This window comes from Actinomycetota bacterium, from assembly GCA_041658565.1.
Lineage (GTDB): Bacteria > Actinomycetota > AC-67 > AC-67 > AC-67 > JBAZZY01.
The window spans coordinates 66,372-89,631 of the sequence record JBAZZY010000002.1; the positions used below are offsets into that span (position 1 = coordinate 66,372).

The 23,260-nt window shown below is 65.2% G+C and carries 18 protein-coding genes; 9 read left to right on the forward strand and 9 right to left on the reverse strand.

All coding sequences use genetic code 11. From position 1 onward, the window contains the following. Window positions 1–109: 109 nt before the first annotated feature. From WDA27_02520 to WDA27_02535, 4 genes are all read right to left on the reverse strand, one after another. Window positions 110–2,581 carry a glycoside hydrolase family 3 C-terminal domain-containing protein gene (locus tag WDA27_02520; GenBank protein MFA5889820.1) on the reverse strand — a complete coding sequence of 824 codons (2,472 nt, stop codon included), beginning with the start codon at window positions 2,579–2,581 and terminating at the stop codon, window positions 110–112. Window positions 2,582–2,697: 116 nt separating this feature from the next. After that, window positions 2,698–3,312, reverse strand: a complete 615-nt coding sequence (locus WDA27_02525) for a class I SAM-dependent methyltransferase (protein MFA5889821.1) — start codon at window positions 3,310–3,312, stop codon at window positions 2,698–2,700. Between the two features lie 9 nt (window positions 3,313–3,321). Next, complete coding sequence (locus tag WDA27_02530; protein ID MFA5889822.1) at window positions 3,322–4,689, reverse strand: 4Fe-4S dicluster domain-containing protein; 1,368 nt, start codon at window positions 4,687–4,689, stop codon at window positions 3,322–3,324. Between the two features lie 29 nt (window positions 4,690–4,718). Further along, the gene (locus WDA27_02535) at window positions 4,719–6,098 is read right to left on the reverse strand and encodes an FAD-linked oxidase C-terminal domain-containing protein (GenBank protein MFA5889823.1); all 1,380 of its coding nucleotides are present in this window, start codon (window positions 6,096–6,098) and stop codon (window positions 4,719–4,721) included. A 160-nt stretch (window positions 6,099–6,258) separates the two neighbouring features. Here WDA27_02535 and WDA27_02540 point away from each other — a divergent pair, with 160 nt between their 5' ends. Together WDA27_02540 and WDA27_02545 are read left to right on the forward strand one after the other, a co-directional pair. Continuing rightward, window positions 6,259–6,984 (forward strand): ABC transporter ATP-binding protein, encoded by a 726-nt coding sequence (locus WDA27_02540; GenBank protein MFA5889824.1) that lies wholly within the window; start codon window positions 6,259–6,261, stop codon window positions 6,982–6,984. Then, the gene (locus tag WDA27_02545; GenBank protein MFA5889825.1) at window positions 6,984–8,420 is read left to right on the forward strand and encodes an ABC transporter permease; all 1,437 of its coding nucleotides are present in this window, start codon (window positions 6,984–6,986) and stop codon (window positions 8,418–8,420) included. Before WDA27_02540 ends, WDA27_02545 begins: the two co-directional genes overlap by 1 nt. Window positions 8,421–8,426: 6 nt before the next feature. Here the strand turns inward: WDA27_02545 and WDA27_02550 are convergent, their stop codons facing one another. Continuing rightward, window positions 8,427–9,926: a cellulase family glycosylhydrolase gene (locus tag WDA27_02550; protein ID MFA5889826.1), complete on the reverse strand. Its 1,500-nt coding sequence runs from the start codon at window positions 9,924–9,926 to the stop codon at window positions 8,427–8,429. A 263-nt stretch (window positions 9,927–10,189) separates the two neighbouring features. Between WDA27_02550 and WDA27_02555 the strand changes: the two genes are divergently transcribed. The 7 genes from WDA27_02555 (at window position 10,190) to WDA27_02585 (ending at window position 18,912) form a co-directional block, all read left to right on the forward strand. Next, window positions 10,190–10,630, forward strand: a complete 441-nt coding sequence (locus WDA27_02555; protein ID MFA5889827.1) for a hypothetical protein — start codon at window positions 10,190–10,192, stop codon at window positions 10,628–10,630. Further along, on the forward strand, window positions 10,627–11,292 hold the full coding sequence (locus WDA27_02560) for an isoprenylcysteine carboxylmethyltransferase family protein (GenBank protein MFA5889828.1): 666 nt from the start codon (window positions 10,627–10,629) through the stop codon (window positions 11,290–11,292). The genes WDA27_02555 and WDA27_02560 overlap by 4 nt, the downstream gene beginning before the upstream one ends. A 111-nt stretch (window positions 11,293–11,403) precedes the next feature. Further along, complete coding sequence (locus WDA27_02565; GenBank protein ID MFA5889829.1) at window positions 11,404–12,222, forward strand: prolipoprotein diacylglyceryl transferase family protein; 819 nt, start codon at window positions 11,404–11,406, stop codon at window positions 12,220–12,222. Window positions 12,223–12,224: 2 nt separating this feature from the next. Next, window positions 12,225–13,778, forward strand: coding sequence for a radical SAM protein (locus tag WDA27_02570; protein MFA5889830.1), 1,554 nt, complete (start codon window positions 12,225–12,227; stop codon window positions 13,776–13,778). A gap of 150 nt (window positions 13,779–13,928) precedes the next feature. Then, complete coding sequence (locus tag WDA27_02575; GenBank protein ID MFA5889831.1) at window positions 13,929–16,193, forward strand: hypothetical protein; 2,265 nt, start codon at window positions 13,929–13,931, stop codon at window positions 16,191–16,193. A 23-nt stretch (window positions 16,194–16,216) separates the two neighbouring features. Continuing rightward, window positions 16,217–17,461: a glycoside hydrolase family 27 protein gene (locus tag WDA27_02580; GenBank protein MFA5889832.1), complete on the forward strand. Its 1,245-nt coding sequence runs from the start codon at window positions 16,217–16,219 to the stop codon at window positions 17,459–17,461. 59 nt (window positions 17,462–17,520) lie between these two features. Next, window positions 17,521–18,912, forward strand: coding sequence for a wax ester/triacylglycerol synthase family O-acyltransferase (locus WDA27_02585; GenBank protein MFA5889833.1), 1,392 nt, complete (start codon window positions 17,521–17,523; stop codon window positions 18,910–18,912). An 81-nt stretch (window positions 18,913–18,993) separates the two neighbouring features. Here WDA27_02585 and WDA27_02590 read toward each other — a convergent pair whose 3' ends face one another. From WDA27_02590 to WDA27_02605, 4 genes are read right to left on the reverse strand one after another with little or no spacing between them, the layout of a single operon-like run. Further along, window positions 18,994–20,364, reverse strand: a complete 1,371-nt coding sequence (locus WDA27_02590) for a hypothetical protein (GenBank protein ID MFA5889834.1) — start codon at window positions 20,362–20,364, stop codon at window positions 18,994–18,996. Then, a complete protein-coding gene (locus WDA27_02595) occupies window positions 20,361–21,218 on the reverse strand; it encodes an ABC transporter ATP-binding protein (protein ID MFA5889835.1) in 858 nt (285 codons plus the stop codon). The genes WDA27_02590 and WDA27_02595 overlap by 4 nt, the downstream gene beginning before the upstream one ends. After that, the gene (locus tag WDA27_02600; GenBank protein ID MFA5889836.1) at window positions 21,218–22,348 is read right to left on the reverse strand and encodes a branched-chain amino acid ABC transporter permease; all 1,131 of its coding nucleotides are present in this window, start codon (window positions 22,346–22,348) and stop codon (window positions 21,218–21,220) included. The genes WDA27_02595 and WDA27_02600 overlap by 1 nt, the downstream gene beginning before the upstream one ends. Beyond that, window positions 22,345–23,259, reverse strand: coding sequence for a branched-chain amino acid ABC transporter permease (locus WDA27_02605; GenBank protein MFA5889837.1), 915 nt, complete (start codon window positions 23,257–23,259; stop codon window positions 22,345–22,347). The genes WDA27_02600 and WDA27_02605 overlap by 4 nt, the downstream gene beginning before the upstream one ends. Between the last annotated feature and the right edge of the window lies 1 nt (window position 23,260).

The following is a 23,260-nucleotide window of genomic DNA, read 5'->3' on the forward strand; positions in this document are numbered from 1 at the left end:
GACGGCCATGCGCCAATCGCGAGTGATGTAACTCGGCGCGTCGTTTGGATGTCAAGCTGAGGGCTTGGGCGCGCGCCGCGCGCGGCGCGCGCAGGTGGGCTCCACCCGCTTATGGGAGGGCTACCGTTCCGCCGGGGTCGGTTTGCGCGCAGGGGCCCGTGCCCCAGTGGATGTCTTGCTCGAGTCGGATGTTGCGGGAAGACGTGCCGATCCCGATCCGGTAGCAGCCCGGTGCGACCGTCCAATCTCCGTTCGCTTCGTTCCAGTACGAGAACGCGCGCGCATCCAGGTCGAATCGCGCCTGCTGTGTTTCGTCTGGCGTCAGGTGGATCTTGCGGAAGGCCTTCAGTTGCCGCGGTGGCTGCGGCACGGTCTCGGGCATGCCTACGTATAGCTGCACGACTTCGCTGCCGGCGCGCGCGCCTTCGTTGGTCACGTCCAGGACGACGGTTGCCTGGCCTGGTGTCTGCGGGTCGGCGGTGATTTCAAGATTCGAGTAGCCGAATTGCGAATAGGACAGTCCGTGGCCGAAGGGGAAGAGCGGCTCGACTCCCTGTTCGTCGAACCAGCGGTAACCCACAAAGACGCCCTCGGAGTACTCGGCGTTGAGTGCGATCCCGGGGTATTGGGAGAGGCTGGACGCGGCGCGGTCGCCTTCGCGCATGGGGAAGGTAACCGGCAGGCGCCCGGACGGATTCACGTCGCCGAACAGGACGGAGGCGATGGCGCTACCGCCTTCTTGGCCGGGGTACCAGGCTTCCAGGACGGCCGGCACCTTCGCGATCCACGGCATCAGCACAGGGCCGCCGGTCTCGAGCACGACGATGGTGTTCGGGTTCGCATCGGCGACCGCCGCGATCAGATCGTCTTGGAGACCGTCGGCAGGCGGGCACTCCAGCGAAAGGCACGGCTTGTCCACGAACTCCGTTTCGGTGTCGGTGGCGACGACGATGGCGACGTCGGCACCGACTGCCGCGCGCGCGGCGACCTCGGGCGCGGTGCCTCGGTCAAAGACGACTTCGACGTTCGGGCCGGCGCGGTCGCGGATTCCGGCAAAGGGTGTCACCGGGTTCGCGGGCTTGACCTCGGAACTGCCGCCCCCGGACTTGTAGGAGTCGGCCTGCGCTCCGATCACGACGATCTTGGTGAGCCCGGCGGCATCGAGCGGCAGCAGGCTCTGGTCGTTCTTCATCAACACGATGGCTTCTTCGGCCGCGCGCCGCGCAACCGCCCGGTGTCCGGCCACGTCGAACCCCGTGTCGTAAGCGCGCTCGGGACGATCGAACACCCCGAAGGCGAACATCGTGCGCAGATACCGGCGAAGGGCCTCGTTGATCACGGCTTCACTCACCTGCCCGGAGGTGATTGCCGCGCGCAGCGCCTCGGGCCGGAAGAACGCGGCCAGCGGTAACTCCAGATCGGTGCCGGCATTCGCGGCGGCTGCGGTGCTCCATTGCGCGGCGCCGTAGTCGGTGAGCGCGATACCTTCGAATCCCCAGTCACCTTTCAGGATTTCGCGAACCAGGTGCGTGTTTTCGGTCACCTTCTGCCCGTTGACTCGGTTGTACGCCAGCATCACGCTGCCGACGCCCGCGTCGGTCACCGCGGCTTCGAATGCCGGCAGGTAGATCTCCCGCAGGGTGCGTTCCGCGATGACGGCGTTGGTTACGAAGCGGTCGGTTTCTTGGTTGTTGGCCGCGTAGTGCTTGATGTCGGCGATGACACCGGCCCCTTGTGCGCCTTGAATCCAGCCGACGGCGGTGCGCGACGTTAGGTGCGGATCTTCGCCGTACCCCTCGAACGTCCGGCCGCCTCCGGGGTTACGCATGATGTTGACCGTCGGCCCCAGCACGACGTCGCCGCCGTAGCTTGCGACTTCCGTTCCGATGACCGCTCCGTAGGCGCGCGCCAGTTCAGGGCTCCATCCCGCGGCGAGCGCGATGCCTGCGGGCAGCGCAGTGACGTCCGTCGTGTCGAACATCGACCAATGACGGAACCCGACGGGTCCGTCGCTGAACGACATCTTCGGAATACCAAGACGCGGGATACCGTGGTTGATCGAGGGCGCGTAGTTTCGGTAACGGATGAGCTGGCGGTCGTAGTCGTCTCCTCCCATCAGTTGCAGCTTCTCGTCCAACGTCATCTGGGCCAGGACCATCCCGGCGCGCGCGTCGGGCTCGAGGCCTGGATCGCACCACGGATGCTCGCCGCACCCCGCGTAGGTCGCCCCCTCGCCTTCTCCGTCGCCCGCGAGCGCGCACAAGTCCGCCCACCCGCCGAAGGCCCGGCAGCCTTCGCGTGCGGCCGTCATCGTGTCTTCGGTCTGGCGGAACAAGTCACAGAATCCCGACGGCGCGCCGTATTCGAGGCACATCTCGATCATCTGCTGCGCGCTTCCGTCCAGGGCAGCGCAGAGTTCGTCGGCTTCGGCGAAGTCGCGACAGCGCTCGGCTAGCGGGCTTGGCGACTCGGCACCGGCCGGGATGGCCAAGCCGGCGACGGCGAGCAGAAGCGCAACGGCGATTCCGGATGTGCGGCGGCGGATTCCGACGCGTGCGGCAACAGGTGAATTCTGTCTCATGGTGACGTTCTCCGTGGCTCTCGGGTACGGGGACATCGGGCGTTGTCTTCGGGTGCCGGGGAGTGGTTCTGCGCGCAACGTCCGAAGACCTGCACGCCCTGCGGAATCGCGACCTGCTAGGCGTTGCGGCGCAGCAGCGAGTAGAGGAATTCCTGCGTTCCGCCGCCCGGTGTGTCGTGGATCTTGACTGCGGACTGCAGCAGCGTGAACGCGGGGCCGAGCGCGCGCGTGATGCCCTCCGCGTCGTATCTCACGACCTCCAACCCGCTGCACTGCGTAGGTCCGTTCGGGCCGAAAGTCGCCATCACGATGTGGCCGCCGGCCGGCACCGTCGCCTCCGCCAACGTGGCGTACTGCCGTCGGTCGCTCTCGGAAGTCAGGAAGTGAAAGACGGCACGGTCGTGCCACACATCGTAGTTGCCGACACTTGGGAGATCGGTGACGTCGCCGCAAAGCCAGGTGACGGCGCCCGCGAGATCGCCGAGGCGCTCTCTGGTGCGTCGAAGGGCCGCTTCAGACACGTCCAAAACCGCGACGCGCCCGATTCCGGCCTCCAGCAGATGATCGACGAGCAAGGAGGTGCCGCCGCCGATGTCGATGACCGACCGGCCGCCGGCGACGATCGCGACCAAGATCAGCTCAAGGGATCGCCGGGGGTCGGGTTCAAACCAACTGACCTCGTGATCGGTCTTGGTTTCGTAGATGTGCTCCCAGTGCGCTTTGCGGTCCACGAGGTCAGTCTACGACTGTCCCTCTTGCGTCGCCCCGGCCGGTGTTTTCGAGGTTGAGCCGTTGGCGACGCTTCTTACTCCGTTGCCTTTGGGCAACGCGGCGTGGCTCGCCGCCAGGAACGCGCGAAGGTAGACCGACCGGAGCGGGGCGATCGCGCGCACGGCGCGCGCCGGCGGCATGCGTTCGATGATCTGTAGCGCGCGCGCCATCGCTTGCGGGCCCGCACCCGCGACTGTGTCCACCAGAAGGTCGCCGAGCTTGCCGCGCTCGACCGCCATGGCGACCATGCGGTCGAACGTATTCGCGGGGGTGAATACCCGGCGCGCGCGCGGGAGCATCGCGTGCCCTTCGTAACGGCAGACTTCGTGGCACACGCCGCATCCGATGCACACGTCGGCATCCAGGACCGCCCAGTACTTGCGCAAACCCTTGCCCTGGTTGTCCACAATCGTGATCGCATCGGCGGGGCAGGCGCGCGCACACTTCTTGCAGCCGCGGCACTTCTCGTGGTCGATCGCGGCGGTCCAGTTGGACGAAACGATCGCGCCGGGGATCTTGGCGTCGCGAATCGCGCTCATCATGCCGCAGCAACATCCGCAGCAGTTGCAGATGTACGAGATGCCCTCGCGAACGTTGTCGGCGATTTGGGCGAGCCCGGCCTGCTTGCACTCCTCCAGGATTCCCAGGCCTTCCGCATTGGTCACCCACTCGGCGATGCCGGCACGGATCAACGCCTCGGCGCCCTGGCCGAAACTCATGCATGTTCGCAGCGGGGCGTCGCACCCGCGCCCGAGAAGCTGCTCGTGGTGCCGGCACGGGCACAGCGATACCGCGACGCTCGATGCCGACGACACGATCCGGGTTGCTCGCTCCCAGTCGAGCACTTCCGATGTGCCTTCGTCGGGCACGGTTTCCTCGCGCACCAGCGCGCGCCCGACCTGCGTGCTGCCTTGGAAGATGGAACGCGCGAGCGCGAAGTCGGGGTCCTGGAAGAGGTACTCGTCGAACAGTTTGGCCAGCTCGTCCATCGGCGCGTCGTCGCGCGCGCGCATGAAGGTGAACTCGTAGAACCCGATGACGACGGGTGCGAGCGACACAAAGCGCGTTCGGCCGCGCGTGAGATCCAGGACCAGGCCGCGCGCGGCCATGCTGGTGATCATCGCGTCGAGTTCGGCCTCGTCGCGCCCGACGCGCGAAGCCAGCGCGGAAAGCGAAATCAGCGACGGCATTTGAGCCGCAAGTTCGGCTTCCTCAGGAGAGAACAAGTGACGCAAGATCGCCTGAAAGACGGGGGAGTCGGGTGCGCCCGTCGGCATCCGATCCAGTCGCTGCTGCAAGCGCCCGTACACGCCGTTGCCGTTGTGATTGTGGCCCATGACGACTCCCCCGCTTGAAGGTCTGGTTCTTACTCGGGATCGAAGATCGCACCGGGGTTGAGAATCCCCGCCGGATCGAACGCCTGCTTGATGCGGCGCATGAGGTCGATCTTCGTGGGATCTTCCAGCGCCATCAGGTACGGCTTCTTCTCGGTCCCGATTCCGTGCTCGCCCGATACCGCACCGCCGATCGCCGCTCCCGCGGCGAAGATCTCGTGCATCACGCGGTGCCGCACGTCGTCGTCGGCTTGGAACACCGACATGTGGATGTTGCCGTCGCCCACGTGCCCGCAACCGACGATGAACGTTCCCGACGCTTGTGCGATCTCGGTCACGGTCTTCATGTACCGGCCGAGTTCCGCTCGCGGCACGACCAGGTCGATGATGTCATTCGTGCCGGCGGTCTTGGCCGCCCAGAAGGCGCGCTCCCGGGCCTCGATGAGCTGCGCGCCCGCTTGTGACGGCAGGACGTAAAGATCGAGTGCCCCGAGCGAGGAGACAAGGTTCCCGACTTCCTCGATGTCTTCGTCCAGACGGTCGGCTTTCCGGTTCTCCAAGACGATGACTAAGTACGCCAGCGCGGTTTCTTTGATCGACTGCGGAATCCCGAGGTCGAGACCGGCCGCGTTGAGGATTCCGCCCATCGACACGAAGTCGATGTACTCAAGGATCATCGGGTCGACGCCGCTGCCGACGATGCGCGGCACGGCGGCGGTGACCTCGTCCAGGGACGTGAAGGGCGCGAGCAACGTCGTGGCGTGAGGCGCGCGCGGGTACAGCTTCAGGATCGCCTCGGTGACGATGGCGAGCGTTCCTTCCGAGCCGATGATGAGTTGGGTCAGGTCGTACCCCGAGGTTGCTTTCACGAACCGTCCACCGGTGCGAACGATTTCGCCGGTCCCCAGCACGGCTGTGAGTCCGAGTACTTGATGCCGCGTCACGCCGTACTTGATCGCGCGCATGCCTCCGGCGTTGGTCGCAACGTTGCCTCCAAGGCTCGCCGAGTTCTCGCCGGGAAAGACCGGGTAGACCAAGCCGTGTGCGGTGGTGGCGTCGTCCAGTTCCCGGAGCGTGACGCCCGGCTGCACGACGGCGACGTGGTTGCCGGTGTCGATCTCAAGAACCGCCGCCATGCGTTCGAACGACACCAGGATTCCGTCGGCCCGCGGGATGCATGCGCCCGACAGGCCGGTTCCGGATCCGCGCGCGGTCAGGGGGATTCCCTGCGCTGCGGCGAGGCGCACGACTGCGGCCACCTGGTCGGTGCCGGCAGGCTTCACTACGCAGACGGGCCGCTGCGGGGGCGCGTGAAGCGCTTCATCGTGCGTGTAGTCGTCGTTGATTGCGTCGCCGGTCAGCACGTTCGCCGGTCCGACGATCTCGGCAAGCTCCGTAGTGATGTCTCCCATGTGCGTCAGCCTAAGCGCTGCCGCGTCATTCGGGCCAAACCGGTCGGGACTACGTTAGGACTCCTCGAAATGAGCAGAAGGTGGGTCCCAACGGGTGAGTCAAGGAGGTTGCCTCCAAGCCGACAACCGGGAAACGAGTCGCGGACCGGATCGGAGCGGAATGATCGAACTCAGGTCGGTAACGAAGGCGTATCGAATGGGAGATGAGATCATTCGCGCGCTCGACAGCGTGGATGTTCGAATCGCCGCGGGGGAGTTCGTGGCGATTGTCGGGCCGTCGGGCTCGGGGAAGTCCACGCTTGCGAACATCGTAGGCGGGCTCGATCGACCGGATTCCGGAGAAGTCCTCATCGAAGGGCGCGATCTCGCGAGCCTGAATGATCGCGAGTTGTCCGCCTATAGAAATCGCAGGGTCGGCTTCGTCTTTCAGGCGTTCAATCTGCACCCCGGGTATACGGCGCTCGAGAACGTCGGACTGCCGTTGCTGTTTGCGGGAGTCGGAGCCCGCGCGCGCAAGCGGCGTGCGGAGGAGGTCTTGCGGGCGGTCGACTTGGGTGACCGGATGGGACATCGCCCGGGGCAGCTCTCGGGAGGCCAGCGTCAGCGCGTGAGCATTGCGCGCGCGCTAGCGAACGATCCGGAGATCCTGATCGCCGATGAGCCGACCGGCAACGTGGACTCCAGGAAGAGCGCCGAGATCATGCACTTGCTGCGGGATCTCAACCAGCAGCAGGGGCTCACCCTCATCGTGATCACTCACGATGCCGCGATCGCTTCGCAGGCTGATCGTGTTCTCGCAATGCGCGACGGTCAGATTGAGGAGCCGGAAGAGACCGGCGAGTTCGTCGCCGATGTCGTGCGCACCCAGAGAAAGAGGGTCGGCTGATGCGTTTTCCCGATTACTTCGCGGTCGCGCTGAAGAACTTGTGGCGCCGCAAGCTTCGGTCGTCTCTGACGATCTCGGCCGTCGTTATCGGAGCCATGTCCGTGATCGTGATGTTGTCGCTCGTGCTTGGGGCTAAGCGGGTCTTCGTACAGCAACTCAACTCCATGAATGCGCTCTCCCTGGTGACGGTGTCGGGTGATCCGAACGCGGAGGGGGGAGACCTTTTCAGCGGAGGGCAGTCTGCGGATGAGAGCGCGAAGCGGATGGACGAAGCGGCGTTGAAGGATCTGGCCGGCATCGACCACGTCAAGGCCCTGACTCCAACGGTTTCGGTGTGGGTGCGCTCGCTCGGGATGGCAGGCTCGGACAAGAAGATGTGGCCGAACTTGCTGGCGTATGAGCCGGGTGCCGGCGTTCTCAGTCTGCCGCTCGCGGCCGGACGCGCTCTTCGACCCGGCGACATGAACAAGGTCGTGCTCGGCAACCGCGCAATTCGCGCCTTCGGCTATGGGGATCGGCCCGAGTCCGCGATCGGCAAGCGCGTGATGTTGTATGCCGACGGCTGGGCCTACTACAACGACTGGACCGGAAACCCGCCGGAGCCGCTGCCGAACGCCGGGGATGAATACTGGGACACGATCGGCAAGATACAGCGGCCGATCATGGCCGAGGTCGTGGGCGTTGCGGCCTCAGGGATGAGCGACGGCAACAACTTCATCTCGATGGGCTGGGCCCGCAAACTCATGGTTCAGCGGTCATGGAAGTTCGACGATGCAAAAGCCAAGCTGATCGAAGCAGAGCGCCGGCAGGCCAAGCAAGGGACTCCCAACGTGCCCGACGTGCAGCCGATGAGGATTGAGCGGACGGACGGAATCGCCGAAAAGGGCTACGCGTCGATCATGCTGAAGGTCGACGACACCGCGAACGTCAAGAGCGTTGTTGCGGCAATCGAGCGCAAGGGATACGGCGCGACGAGTGCGCAGGAGATGCTCGATCAGCTCTCGAAGTTGTTCCTCATCCTTGGGCTGATCGCAGGCGCGATCGGCGGGATCTCGCTTCTGGTCGCGTGCATCGGCATCGTCAACACGATGGTCATGGCCATGTACGAACGCACGCGCGAGATCGGCGTGATGCGTGCGTGCGGCGCCACGCGCGCGGTCGTTCGCCGTCTGTTCACGCTGGAGGCCGGCCTCATTGGGGTCTTTGGAGGCATGATCGCTCTCGGTGTTGCGTTCCTGATGGCGCAGGGGGGCAATGCCCTCGTGAATCGCTTCGCGACGGCGCAGAGCGTTCCCATCTCGGACGTGATCGCGTTTCCCGCCTGGCTGGTGGCCGGAGTGCTCGGTCTGACGGCGTTCGTCGGCACGTCGGCCGGCGTCTTCCCGGCGCGTCGAGCGGCACGCCTGAATCCCGTAGAAGCGCTTCGGTACGAGTAGCCGGTTCTAGTTCCCGGATGGCGTGATCGTGAGGGTCACGCCATCCGCTGCTTCGTCGAGCGCGAGCTTCAGGATCTGAGCGCCGGGGGCGGAGACGACGCTCGCTCCGGTCACCTCTACCGAGTAGCCGTCGGGGAACCGGCGCGCGGGCACGAAGACCTCGGTGATCGATCCGGCGCCGAAGGACCCCGATCCGTCGGCGCGCGCCGGCGTGTACTCCAGGGTGAAGGTCTTCGTCGCGGAATCCCACGCGTAGTGGGTCGGCGTTCCGGCTACCGCGCGCGGGTAGGCGCGCACGATTGCGTCAACGCGCTCGGTCATCAAGTTGTCCTCCGTCGGAGGTCTGCGGAGATCCTTGAGGATCTCGGCGGAGCCGTACGGCTTGGCGCCTTGCGGGTTGCCGATCGCGTAGTCCCAGTAGGTCCAGCTCGAACCGATCTCGGCTGCCAGATTGGCAACCCGATCGATCACGCCGCTGACGTCTTCGTCCTTCCCGGCTGTGAAGTGACCGAACTCGCTGAGAATCAGTGGAACCTGGTAGGTGTCTGCGTGCTTGGCCGCGGAGCGGAACTGTGGGCGCTCTCCCAGATCCTCGCATGCCAGATCGCCGGTGGGCGGAGTCCCGAACTGAAGGCCCAGGCAATACACGTGGTACGAGAATGCGGCGGGCCGCACCACGATGTCTCCGTGGTAGGTGTCGGCCCCGAAGTCGAACGTCACGTTGGGTTCGTAGATCACGAACTTGTCGGGCGCGGCCTCCGCGATTGCTTTGCCGATGCGCTTTGAGAACTCGGTCAGCATGAGTTGGTCGAACGCCGGGCACCCGGCCGGACTCGCGCACGTGGTCCACTGTGATCCGGGGAACGGCTCGTTCATGATCTCGAAGCCCATCACGCCGGGGTGGTTCGCGAACTTCTCTGCGACGTAGCGCCACGCGCGCGCGAAGTGCTCTTGCAGTGGCACTCCGTCATCGGCCGGCGCGTTCATCCAGAAGTTGTCGAACGCGCGCCACACCGACGGATTCGCGAAGTAATTGGCTGCGAGGTTCCCGGTGTCGGGTGAGACCGGCACGCCGTCGTCCTCTCCCATCCAGTCGGGCATTCCTCGGCCGTTGTACTTGTTGGCGTAGACATCCTGATGGAAGTCCACGATGACATCGAGTCCGGCTTCGGCTGCGACGTCCACGATGTCCCCGATGCCGTCGACGTACGCCGGATCGAACACGCCCGGCGCCGGCATGACGCCGGAGGCGAAGACGGCCAGGCGCAGGAGAGTCAGTCCGTTCTGGGCTAGGAATGCGGCGTCGTCCTCGTCGAACTCGGCCGAAAACTCCTCGGAGCCGTGCTCCTTGTATGTGAACGCGATCCCGTGAAGGATGCGGGTGCGACCGGTCTCGTCCACGAAATGGCGTCCCGCCTGGCCGATAGCAGGGGGATCGCCTGCGGCCGGTCCCGACGTCGCGGCTAGGGCGATCACGGCCGCTGCGGCCGGAAGAAGTCGTCTCAAGCGGTTGGGCATGTTCATGATGTCCGTGCTCCCGCGTCAGCTCTCATGAAAGCCGCCGCGGGAACGCTCACCCAGCCGCGGCGGCTTGACCGAACGACAGTGGGTTCGGCGCGCGCCGGCGTTCTCCTGCCGCGCGACCTTCAAAAGATGCTCGGGGGTTGTCTTTCGGTTGTCCGGGTGCCCGCCTGCGGTAAGGCCCTGGTCCTTCGTGCGACCATGGTGCGACACTGGAGGGCGGCCTTGCGGGGCTCAGGAGGCACCTTGTGAATTCGGTTCTTCTTAGCAACAGCCTCACCTTCTATATGCAAGTGCGGATTAGTGTGACCCCGGCAAGCCTTCGAATCGACGCTCCTCGCAGCATCCTCGGGTTCCTGCCTGCCGGCCGGAAGGCACTGGAGTTTCCGTTCGCCGACATCCAAGAGATCGGCGTCGCCTGGGCTGTTCTCCCGACTCGACTCCCGGCGGCGGTCGCGCTGTTCGCCGCCGTCGTTGCGTTTACTCCCGGCATTGCGCTCTCCATAGCCCTTGTGGTCGTCGGCCTGTGGCTCCTGCCGCTGTCGGTGATCAAGGTGATCCGCATCCGGCCTCGGAGGGGGCGCGTTCGAAAGGTTCCGATCTGTCTGTTCCAAACGTTCGACGGTGAACTGATTGCCTCCGAAGTCATGACGCACGCGCGCGCCGCCGCGCAACCGGAGCCTTCGTGATCGACGTGGCCGAGGAAGTCGCGCGCGCGGTAGTCGCCGCGGGGTTCGCCGTCGCGCTCGCGGTGTCCGGCGTAGTGACGGCGCGTGCTCGAGGGCGTTCTCGCGCGCGCGCGTCGGGACTTGCGCGGCGGGTAGGCGCGCGCATTGCGTGGGCGCTATCTGCCGTGCCGTATGCAGTCGTGTGTGTCGTGTTGTGGCGGCCTTTGCCGGTGCATCCTTCGGTGGCGGCGCGCGCGGTCGCATTGTGCGCGGGCACTTGTCTGATCGCGGCGGGATGGAGTTTGTATACGTGGGGACGCAGCGCGCTGGGAGACATGTACAACGTTTCCGGCGCGTTGGGATCCGAGTTGTACGCCGGACACCGCCTCGTCGCGTCGGGTCCGTATCGCGTGGTCCGTCATCCGATGTATGTGGGGATCGCGCTCGGAGCGCTCGGAGCGCTGCTGCTGTACCGGACGTGGGCGATGGTTTTCGCGGTTGTCGTGCTCCCGGCCGCGGTCGTCAAGATCCGACGAGAAGAGCGTTTGCTCGCTGAGGAGTTCCCGCAAGAGCACGCGGCCTATCGGGCGCGCGTTCCGGCTGTGGTGCCGCGTGTTGGTCGTCGCGTCGAAGAGGTGACCGCGCGCGCGCGCGGGAGCCGTGAGAAGGGGAGGCCGTCATGAAGGAGAGGTCGCGCAGAGTGCTCCTGGCGTTCGCAATCATGGGTGCCGTCGTCCTTGTCGCAGGCGGGATCTGTATTTCGATCATTTCGCAGATGTCGAACTGAGGCAGTTGTGTTCCCGGTTGCGTTTCACGTCGGTGGGGTTTCGGTTCCGACGCACGACGTGTTCGTTGTGCTCGGGGCTGCCACCGGGATCATCGTCTTTTGGTGGGAGACGCGCCGGCGAGGACTCCGGGACGAGCGCATGTGGTGGCTCGTCCTCGGGGCACTGCTCACCGGTGCGGTGTTCGCCAGGCTGAGCGCGGGATGGCGCTATTTGGCCGGAGATCCGGAGCCGTCGTTCGCCGGGCTGTGGCTGTACGGCGGCAAGAGCGTCCTGGGTGGACTCGCCGGAGCCTATTTCGGCGTGCTGCTGACCAAGCGCATTGTTGGGTACCGCGAGAAGACCGGGGACCTGTTTGCGCCGGCCGCCGCGCTGGCGATTGCGGTCGGTCGCATCGGATGCTTCCTTACCGAACCGCTCGGAACTCCGACTTCGATGCCGTGGGGGATCTTGCCCTCGCCGAGTATCGCGTCGCGAATCCCGTCGTGCCCGGCGTGCGCGACGGGTCACCCGATGCACCCGGCGTTCCTCTACGAGATCGCGTTTCTGGTGGCGCTCTTCGGGTTGCTGCGGTGGATGCGTTCCCGCGTCTCCGTTCCGGGAGAGCTGTTCAAGGTGTTCCTGCTTTGCTACGGGATGTTCCGGTTCGCCGTGGAGTTCGTCCGCGAGAATCCGCGTTTCGCCCTCGGGCTTTCGGGGTCGCAGGTCTTTCTCTTGTGCACCCTGCCGGTTCTTCTTGGATACTTCGCGCGGCAGGTACGCCGTGGCGCATATCGAAGGGGGCGCGCGCCGGCCCCCGGGCGCGCGCCGGCCCCGGTGGAGGCTTAGCAGTGGGAGGGCCTCCTGTTCGTGCGGACCGAATCCGTCGGTATGTAGTCGCCTTCTGCCCTCGCTGTCACGAGGAGAACCCGGCGCTTCCTCTGCAAGAAGTCGCGCGCCTCAGCGGTTACCTGTCAGAGCAAGACGGCCGCGTTTGGCTCGTGCGCGGGTGCCCCAAGCACGGGCGAATCGCAACGCTCTATCAACAAGACGCTGCGATCCTGGACTACCTGGAGGAGTGGACGGCGCCGACCAAGCGTCACACCCCGGACACCCCTGGGAACTTCGATCCGGTTCCGGCGTGCTACGCGCGCGGTCTGGGCGAGATGCAAACGCAACACACCTGCATCCTGCTGGCCGATGTCACCGACAGTTGCGACCTTCGCTGCCCGACCTGTTTCGCGTCGGGGTCGCCGGACCTTGAGGGTTTCGCCGACGTTTCCGAGGTGCTCGCGGCCGTCGATCGCCGGATCTCGCTGGAGGACGGGTATCTGGATGTGCTCATGGTGAGCGGCGGAGAGCCTACGCTGCACCCGAAACTCACCGATCTGCTGGAGCGCGCGATGGAGCGCAACATCACGCGGATCCTTCTGAACACAAACGGGATCTCGATCGCGCGCGACGACGCCTTGCTGTCGTTCCTGGAGCGGCACAACCAACGGCTCGAGGTGTACCTACAGCACGACGGCTTCCGTGAGGCGACTCATCGCTTCCATCGGGGCGGCGATCTGCGGGACATCAAGCAACGTGCGCTCGGGCGCTTGAGCGATGCCGGAGTGTTCACAACCTTGGTGATGACTGCGCGCGCCGGAGTAAACGACGACGAGATAGGCGACGTCGTTCGACTCGCGCTCGATACTGCGTTCGTGGGTGGCCTATGCATCCAGCCGGCCTTCGGATCGGGACGCGGCGCGCGTATCGATTCCGGCGACAGGCTGACATCCACGGGAGTCTTGCGGCGTCTGGGACCACAGACGTCCGATGTGATCACCTGGCGGGATCTCACCGCGCTTCCGTGCTCGCATCCGCACTGCGCAGCGGTCGGCTACATGTTTCGGATGGACGACGGGGCATGGCGTTCGCTAACGGGGTTGATCGGCCACGACCAGTTGAAGGCGAACCTTGGTCTGGTGAGCAACCGGATGCTGGATCCGGATTTGAGCGACGAGTTGCAGACGCTTGCGAAGGAGTCGCTGATGGGGTTGCTGAGCGAGCAGTCCTCGCTGACGCACCCGGCCATTCGAAGGATGCTCTCCGTCGTCGACGGCGCGTGCGATCTGGGCATGGGCGGGCTCTTGCGGCGCGCGGGATCCGCACTGGGCGGCCGCCGCAAACTCCGTGAGATGCTTGCGCGCCGAGTGAAGCGAATCACCGTGAAGCCGTTCATGGACCTCGACACGATGATCGAGGAGCGACTGCTGCAATGCTGCGTTCATGTCGCGACCACCGGAAGCTGTGGTCCTCAAGCGATTCCGTTTTGCGCGGCGCAGGCGTGGCCCGGCCTCGGCGCGATGAAGTTCGGCACCGCGGCCGGGCCCGCCTTGCGTCAGGCGACGGTCTTGTAGGTCCGCGTGTAGCAGTCCGCTTCGTCGACGAGGCAGATCGTGACCACGGCTTCGTTGCCGGCAAGGTTTTGACCTGTGACAAATCGGGAAAAGGGAACTGCGCCTGCGCGTCGAAACGAAAGGGACCTGGTCCGATTGAGGGGAGCGATCGTGGTCCGAGTTCGACGTTTGCTGTTGGGGTTCCTTTCCGTTGCGCTGCTGGTTGCATCGACGTCCGCAGGCGCAGCCCCAGGGTCGCTGGACGGGGCGCTCCGGATTCCGTGCGATCCGCTCGATCGCGCGCAGTGTTTGCTGCCCTTCCCCAACGACCGCTTCACGCGGATCGACCCCACGGCCGTGACCGGCCGGAGGATCGACTTCCTTGCGGCCGAGATGCCGCGAAGCATCGCCGGCAAGCCGATCGATCCGACCGAGTGGAATCGCAACGATGGGTTCTCTCCGGGGTCGGCAGTCTTGGCGTTCGTGCCTGGAATCGACCTGCATCGGACGTGGGGAACCGCGGATCTGGTGGCTCCCGGGGTCGGAGGTCCCAACGACCCGCGCGATCACTTGGCCGACATCGGTCGTTACGAGGCGGTCGACGCGCCGGTTCTGCTGATCGACGCTGCGACCGGTGAGCGCCGGCCGTTCTGGTCCGAGTTGGACATGAACGCCGCGACCACCAGCGACGAGCGTCTGCTGATCCTTCGCCCGGCCGTGAACTTCTTGGAAGGCCACACTTACCTCGTGGCGTTGCGTGACATGCGGGACTCGCAGGGGAACATCATTCCCGCGGGTCCGCAGTTCACGGCGTATCGCGACAACACCGTCGGTCCGGTCGGAGACCCGACGTTTGAGGAATCCCGGCGCGCCGAAGTGAGCGGAATCATCGGGCGGGTCGAGACGGCCGAGCGCGCGCGCGGCAACCCCTTCGATCGTTCGGCGCTGTTCCTTGCATGGCAGTTCACCATTGCCTCCGGCCGCAACCTCAGTGAGCGCGTTCTGCACATTCGCGATGACGCTTTCGCGCAGCTCGGCGACGTTGATCTCGCCGATGGCGTGATCCAGGGTGTCGCGCCGCGCTTCGCGGTCACGCGTGTGACCCCCAAGGACGGGGACTCGACTCGGCTTCGCCAGGTGGAGGGCACGATCACTGTTCCGAACTACCTCGATCGTCCTCCGCAGCCCGCGGAGGCCGACACGGGCGATATCCCAAGCGAAGTACTCCAGGCGATTCCCGGCGCGCGCTTCGTGTACGGACTCGACGGATTGCCCAGGCAAAACCCTGCGATCCCTACGATCGACGTACCGTTCGTGTGCACGGTGCCACGTGTGTCCACGGCCCAGGCCCCGGCCCACCCCACGCTGTACGGTCACGGGTTGCTCGGGAGTCGCTTCGAATCCACCGGCGGATCGACCGACCGCGATCGCGAGCGCAACTTCATGCCGTGCGCGACGAACTGGATGGGCTTTGCCGGATACGACCTGGCAAATGCGGTCGCGACGCTGATGGATCCTTCGAACATGCCGTCGATGGCCGACCGATCCCAGCAGGGGTTCGTGAACTTCCTGTACCTCGGGCGCGCGCTGGCGCATTCGAAGGGGCTGTCGACCGACCCGGCGTTCCAGGACGACGAAAAGCAGCCGCTATTTCTCACGAATGAACTGTTCTACGACGGCAACAGCCAGGGCGGGATCATGGGCGGAGCGCTGACGGCCCTCGCGGTGGACTTCACGCGCGCCACGCTCGGCGTCACCGGAATGAACTACTCCACGCTGCTCAATCGCTCCGTCGACTGGGAGGGTCCTCTGTTCGATCCTGAGAACCCGGATATTCCGTCGTATTCATCGGCCGTCTACACGATGTTCCCAGACAAGCAGCAGCAGCAGATCGTCATGGACTTGCTGCAAATGCTCTGGGATCGGGCGGAAGCCGACGGCTACGCGCAGCACATGACATCGGATCCGTATCCCAATACGCCGGCGCACCAAGTCTTGATGCACTCGGCGGTCGGGGACTTTCAAGTCGCGAATTCCGCGGCCGAGGTCGAGGCGCGCACGGTGGGCGCGCGCGTCATGGACACGGCTTTGATGCCCGGACGTCACTGGTCGATCGATAACAAAGTCTTTGGGCTCCAAGGCTTTCCGCGGAACGGCGATGACGAGATCCAGCCGTGGAACGGGTCGGCCCTGGTCTTCTGGGACTCGGGGAACCTGCGGCCGCCGAACGCCAACGTGCCGCCGGCCGAAGATGGCGGGGACCCGCACGAGGACCCACGCCGCGACCCGAATGCCGCGGACCAAAAGGTGACGTTCTGGTTGACCGGCAACATCATCGACGTGATGTCGGGCGGACCCTACCTGGCCTGCCGGCCTGGGTATTCGGACACGATCCCGCGCGTGCCGGAGCAGTTCGGCGGCTTCGACTGGTGTTGATGCAAGGCGTTCGAGGAGGAGCAATGCGGAGCCGAATCGCAATACTCATCACTGCGGCAGCGATGGTCTTTCCGGTGGCGTCGCCGGCGGCGTCCCACGCGCTCGACGACGGACTCGCGCAGACGCCTCCGATGGGCTGGAATCCGTGGAACGCCTTCGGGTGCGACATCACAGAGGATCTGATCCGGGAAACGGCGGATGCAATGGCCGAGAAGTTGCAGGGCGCCGGATACGAGTACCTGGTTCTCGATGATTGTTGGATGGCTCCGGCTCGCGGCGCGGACGGGAACTTGCTGCCGGACCCAATCCGCTTTTCTCACGGAATCAAGGCTTTAGCCGACTACGTGCACGGCTTGGGTTTGAAGATTGGGATCTATCAAGATGCCGGCTTGCTCACGTGTCAGCGGTTGCCCGGCAGTTACGGGTTCTACGAGCAGGATGCCAAGACGTTTGCAGCCTGGGGCATCGATTACCTGAAGTTCGACTGGTGCTTCGCGAACGTCGACAACATCCCGTATGCGTGTTCGGCCGTCGGTCTGAGCATCCAGACGTGCTTGGAGGTTTGGCCGAAAGGGCTCGGCGCCGGATTCAACCAGGCGACTGCGTACGCAATGATGCGCGACGCTATCGCTGCTGCCGGACGCCCAATGGTGTTTAGTATCTGTTCGTGGGGATCGGGTGATCCTTGGCTGTGGGGCAAGAACACCGGCCACTTGTGGCGCACAACTCCCGACATCGAAGCGAATTGGGAGAGTATCGTCGGGATCATCGACCAGAACGCGGACCTCGCGCCGTACGCCGGACCGGGTGGGTGGAACGACCCGGACATGCTCGAGGTCGGCGTCGGCTCGGTTACGCCGGTGGAGGGGCGCGCGCACTTCAGCATGTGGGCGATGATGGCCGCCCCGCTGATGGCCGGAAACGATCTGCGCACGATGCCGGATGAGACCCTGAACATCCTCACCAACACAGAGGTGATCGCCGTCGATCAGGACCCGCTGGGCGAGCAAGGCGTGCGAATTCTCGACGACGGAGACCACGAGGTGTGGCGTAAGCGCTTGGCCGACGGCGGGCGCGCGGTCGTGCTTCTAAACCGAGGAGCGGCCGCCGCGGAGATGAGCGTGACGGCGGCGCAACTCGGACTTGGGCCCGCTGCTTCGTACCATGTCCACGACCTTTGGGCTGGGACGGCGAGTGGGGTCGAGGGCGCCATCACGGTTACGGTCGAGCCGCACGGGGCAGCGATGTTCCGAGTGAACGCCGCGTAGGTCTTGCGCTACCGCCTGGAATAACGGCATTGTTGACACAGTCGAGCGAGGGGGGAGCCATGCCCGACCGTCTGACCGCAATGGATGCGCAGTTTCTGTATTTGGAGAAGCCGGCGGTTCACATGCACGTTGCAGGTGTCGCGATTCTAGATCCAACGACGCGCCCGCAAGGACGCCTCACGATCGAGGACATCCGCGAACTGATCCTGCATCGGATTCACCTTGTCCCACGCTTTCGTCAAAGGGTTGCGTTCCTGCCCTACAACCTTGGCCGGCCGATGTGGGTGGACGACGATCGCTTCGACATCGACTTCCACTTGCGGCGCACGGCGCTGCCCGAACCCGGTGGCCGACGCGAACTGAACGAGTTTGTTCAGCGGGTGTCGTCGCGGCAATTGGATCGTTCGAAGCCCTTGTGGGAGATGTACTTGATCGAGGGGCTCGAGGACGGACACGTTGCGATTCTGTGGAAGTCCCACCACGCGATGATCGACGGGATGAGCGGTGTAGACATAGCGACGGTGTTGTTCGACTTCACTCCGGAGCCGCGCGCGGTCGAGCCGGAGCCGTGGACACCTCGCCCTACGGCGTTGAGCGAGTTGATGCGCCACTGGGTCGTGGACTCGGTGACGCACCCGGTCGAGGCGGCGGTCGAGCGCGCGCAGGGAGCGTTGCGCGCACCGCGTGATGCGGCGGCGCAACTGCGCCAAGTTCTCGGTGGAATCGGTTCGCTCGCGGGCTCGTGGCAGGCACCGCGAAGCCCCTTCAACGTGTCGATCGGACCCAACCGTCGTTTCGCGACCGCGGAGGCTCCGGTCGCCGATGCGAAGGAGATCAAGAACGCGCTCGGCGGGACAGTCAACGACGTCATCCTGGCGGTAACGGCCGGCGCGTTGCGTCGTCTTCTGGTCGAGCGCGGAGAGGCTCCGCCTGATGGTTCGAGGCTGCGCGCGATGGTGCCGATCTCGACTCGCGACATCTCGCAGCGAATGGCGCTCGGGAACCGGATCTCGATGTTCTTCGTCGATCTTCCCGTAGGACCGATCGATCCCGCCGAACGGTTGAAGCAAATCACCGCGGCTACGCGCGATCTGAAGGAATCGAAGCAGGCCGTAGGCGCGGCGTCGATCATGGGCGTTGGGCGTTGGGCGCCGCCGACACTGCACGCGCTGACGTCCAGGTTGGTCGCGCGCCAGCGTTTCGCGAACGCCATCGTGTCGAATGTGCCCGGACCGCAAGTTTCGCTGTACCTGGCCGGCGCGCGCATGGTGGTCACGTTCCCCGTCATGCCGCTCGCCGAAACCATGGCTCTGTCGGTCGCGATAACGAGTCTGTCGGGCATCATGGGATTCGGGTTCACCGGCGACTGGGATGCCGTTCCCGATATCGACACGCTGGCCGACGGTGTGCTCTCCTCCGTCGAAGAGCTGAAGAAGTCCGCAGGCGTATAGGACGCTCGCGCGCGGCCGGACGGCCGCGCGCCGCATTCCTGCGCGCGGGTGCTGTGAATCCTGCTGCGTAAGTCCCGGGCGTTAGCCGCGCACGAGGTAGCGCAAGAACGCGCGGCGTCCGGTGTGCGGCGCTGCCAGGATCGCCGCAGCCACTGGGTTGCGCCGGAAGGCCAGCAGCGGACCAAGTATCCCGGCCACCAGGACGGTGAGAAACGCTGCGGTTAGTCCCGGCCGGAAGTGGCGCACCATCACCCGGATGATCCGGAAGGCGGGGCCTGCCGCGTCGGCTTCCGGCGCTGGGGCGACTTCTTCCTCGGGCAACTCGAGCGGTGGACCCACCGGTGGCACGACGATGATCTCGCTACGCCGGACGATGTTCGGGTGCCGTTGCGGAGTGATTGGTTCGATACGCCGCGCCGACACGGTCACGTGCGCCCCGCCGAGAGCCATCTCTATGCCGGCGTCCTGTTGAGGCGTGCCCTCCACGGGCGTGCCCACCGTACGAAGAACCGTGACGATCAGACTGCCGGCGTCGGCCTGGGCCGTTTCCCCGTCCTTGGTCGTGCCGGTGGCCGCCTGTACCAGTCTGAGTGTGATGCCGGCTCCGGCGAGAGCGTCGTCGATGGCTTGGTCCGGCGAGCGCCCCAGCGAGAACTGGGCGTTCTGGCCCGAGGCATGCACGCCGTCGGAGTCCAGAACCGCCGGCGTTCCGGCAACCTCCAGTCCGACGATCTCGGTGCGCGCGTCGGCCTTAGCGCCGCCCTCGGTTCCTGTCGCGGTCGCGTTTGCGATCTGGCGTATCGATGCGATCTTGACGACGCCTGCGATATCGATGCCGGTCGTCTCGCTCCAGGCCGTCGAGACGGCGCTTGCGGGAACGTCTGCGGTTCCTTCGGTGATGTCTACTCCGGAGTGAGACCGAACGGCGCGCGCCACCACAGCGCCGTTGCCGATCGTGACGCGCGCGACGGACGCGTCGGCAACGCTTTCAGGCTTGGGCCGCGAGTGTGCTTCGATCGTGCCACCTTCGACCGCCGCCGCGCCGGCGTCCTGGGCGACCATGTTCTGCGGACCGAAATCGCGCGGAAGACTCGGCGACGTGAGGTCGGTATCCGCCTTTTGAATCGACAGCGACGGGCCGTCGGGCTTGAGCAGTCCCTCGATGTATCCGGCGTTCAACACGGCCGACATCGCGTGACCCCCATATGGCGAATTCGCGGCCGTCGCGAAGGTATGGCCGACGGTGAGCCTGATCGGGAGTTGCTGGAAGTACGGTGCCGGTCGTGGACCGTATGCTTCGGATTCCCCATCCAGCGACGCGGTGACGGTGGTGGGTGAGTCCTCGGCGCGCGCCTGTCCGGTGGCGAGCAGAGGAGCGCAGGTCGCCGCTAGCGCGACGGCGAAGCATGCGACTCGCCGGTCGTAACCCGAGCGCGTTCGACGAGGAATCACCTGGACGCACCTCCAGCGGTTTGTGCCGAAGAGCGCGCGGCGCGCGCGCTTCGGGATTTAGGTTTCTGCGCCGGGGCCGCTTCTTCCTGCTCTCCCAGGTACGAGGCGATTACCTCGGGGTGGGCTAGAACTTCTCGCGGCGGCCCCTCGGCGATGACGCGCCCGAGGTCCATTGCGTACATCCGGTCCGAAAGGCCCGAAATCAGGGGTATATCGTGTTCGATCATCAACATCGTGGTTCCGGTTTCCTCGCGGACGCGCTTAAGAAGCGGAGCGAGCGCTTCGGCTTCCCGTTGCGCGATCCCGCTCGCCGGCTCGTCGAGCAAGAGGAACTTCGGCGTTTGCACGAGCAGGCACGCAAGTTCGAGCATCCGAAGTGTCCCGAATGAAAGCGCTCCGGCTTTCGCTCCCAAGTACGGACTGAGATCGATCACGTCCATCGTGTGTTCGACGCGCTCGACGGCGGCACGTTCTGCGCGCACCGCGTCGGCGCGGCGCAGAGTGTGCGAGAACAGACCGTGGTGGCTGTGGCGGTGCGACGCGATCAGCAGGTTCTCGAGCACAGTGAGACTCGGGAACATCAGTGCCTGTTGGAACGTGCGCCCGAGGCCCAGCTCCGCGCGTTCGTACGGCAGGAGCCCGCCCAGATCCCGTCCGTCCAACGTTGCCTGTCCGGCGTCGGGCGCGACGAACCCGGAGATCGAGTTCAGCAGCGTGGTCTTTCCCGCGCCGTTCGGTCCGATGATGCCGACGATTTCGCCCGCATCGACGTGCAGGGAAACTCCGTTCAGTACTCGCACTCCGCCGAAGGACAGGTCGATGCCTGCACACGCGAACAGGTGCTCGCTCGACATCAAGCGCCGCCTTTCTGCGTGCCGTAGTGGATCATCAGCCACATCACCGCGACGTTGGCCGTCGCGAACCCGGCGGCGACCAGCGCGCGCCATTTCGGTTTCTCGCGAACCCACAGCCACCGGTCGCGGAAGAACCCCGCAAGGCCTTCGGGGTTCGAGAGAACGACCCACAGGACGCCGATTCCGAAGGCGATGTCGGTGTAGCGCGTGAGCCACTCGACTCCACGCAGCAACTCGGTCTGGATGATGAGGAACCAGCCGCCGAGGATTCCGCCCCAGATCGATCGCGCGCCCCCGATCACGACCATGATGAACACGATGAAGGACAGGTAGAAGCCGTAGGTATCCAGCGTTGCCGACTTGACCAAGTGAACCTGCAGCGATCCCGCGATTCCGGCGACCACTCCGGACAGGAAGAACGCCATCATCTTGTACTTGACGATGTTGACACCCATCGCCTGCGCCGCCGGTTCGTTCTCGCGCGTGGCGCGCATTGCGCGTCCGATGCGGGAGCGACTGAAACTGAACATGAACGCTACGACGAGGCAGAAGAAGAAGAGAACGAGCCAGAAGTAGCGCGTGTCGGATTCGAACGAGATCCCGAGGGTCGGCCGTTTGACCGCAACCCCGGCGAATCCGCCCGAGAACCAATCCCAACCTCGGAACAGCAACTCCTCGATCAGGCGGCCGAAGGCCAGCGTTGCGATCGCCAGGTACAGCCCTCGCAATCGCAGGGCGGGAAAGCCGACGGCAAGGCTGAACGGCAGCGTGGCAACACCGGCCGCGACGATCGAAGCCCAGAACGGCCAGCCGAAGTGAGTTTCAACGGCGGCGGATGTGAAGGCGCCGATTCCCACGACCGTGCCGGCCATGAGTGTGACCTGGCCGACGTAGCCCGTCACGAGGATCAGCGACAGGCCGATCATGGCGTAGATCAGGAAGTAGGTCGCGATGAACGTCCAGTAGTTCCCCGCAAGTGAAGGCACGGCGATAGCGGCCGCGAGTACAGCCGCGGCTGTGACGGCCATCGGCAGTCCGGCACTACGGGCGCCACTCACCGAGCGAGGTACGACGATGTGTGGCCGCGTGGGTGCGTCGACGGGCGCCGGCGCCTCGATCACTGCGCTCACCGGCCGGCTCCTTCGCCTTCAATGGCCTTCAGTTCGGCCGGAGTCACGAAGAAGCGGTCGATTCGTGCCAGGAGGAATGCGACGATGCCGAGTGCAGCAATCGTGGGCGCCAGACGCGGGAAGACTCCGTGCATTCCGCGGAAAAGGCTTTCCATTGCGCCGAGCGCGATTCCTCCGATCAGCGCCATGGGGAGATTGACCAGACCGCCCAGGAGGGCGGCGGCGAACGCGACCGGCAGCATTGTGGCCATCTGGTTCGGATCGAGGTACTGCAGTGGCAGGTACAGGACTCCGGCGAGTGCCGCGAGCGCACCGCCGATTCCCCACGCCGTTGCCGAGATTCGCGCTTCGGGAACGCCCAGCATCTGTGACGCCTGACGGTTCTGCGCTACCGCGCGCAGCGCCATTCCGGTTACGCTGCGCTTCATCCACTGGTGCAGGCCGATTCCGACGGCGATGCTCGCGACGACCAGGGCAAGTTGCTCGGTTTGGATCGCCGCGAATCCGAAACGCAACACTTTGGTTCCGAATGGAGCGGGGAGTTGGATCCCGTGGTCGCTCTGGCCGCTCCAGATAACGCGCGCCAGCGCCGGCAAGATGAAGGCGACACCGACGCTGGCGATCAGGCGGGTGACCGGAGGAGCATCGCGCAGCCGCACGAACACGGTCTTGTACAGCCCGACGCCCAGCCCGGCGCCAAACGCCACTGCGATGAGCAGCGCCCCCCACACCGTCAGGAACGGCGCGCGCGTTGTGACTTCCCAATAGACGTATGTCGAGAACATCGCCATCGAAGTCTGGGCGAAGTTCAGCACGCCGGAACTGCGATAGATCAACACCAGGCCGAGGCCCAGCAAGGCGTACACACCGCCGATGCTTGCTCCGATGAGGATGAGATTCAGGTACAGCATG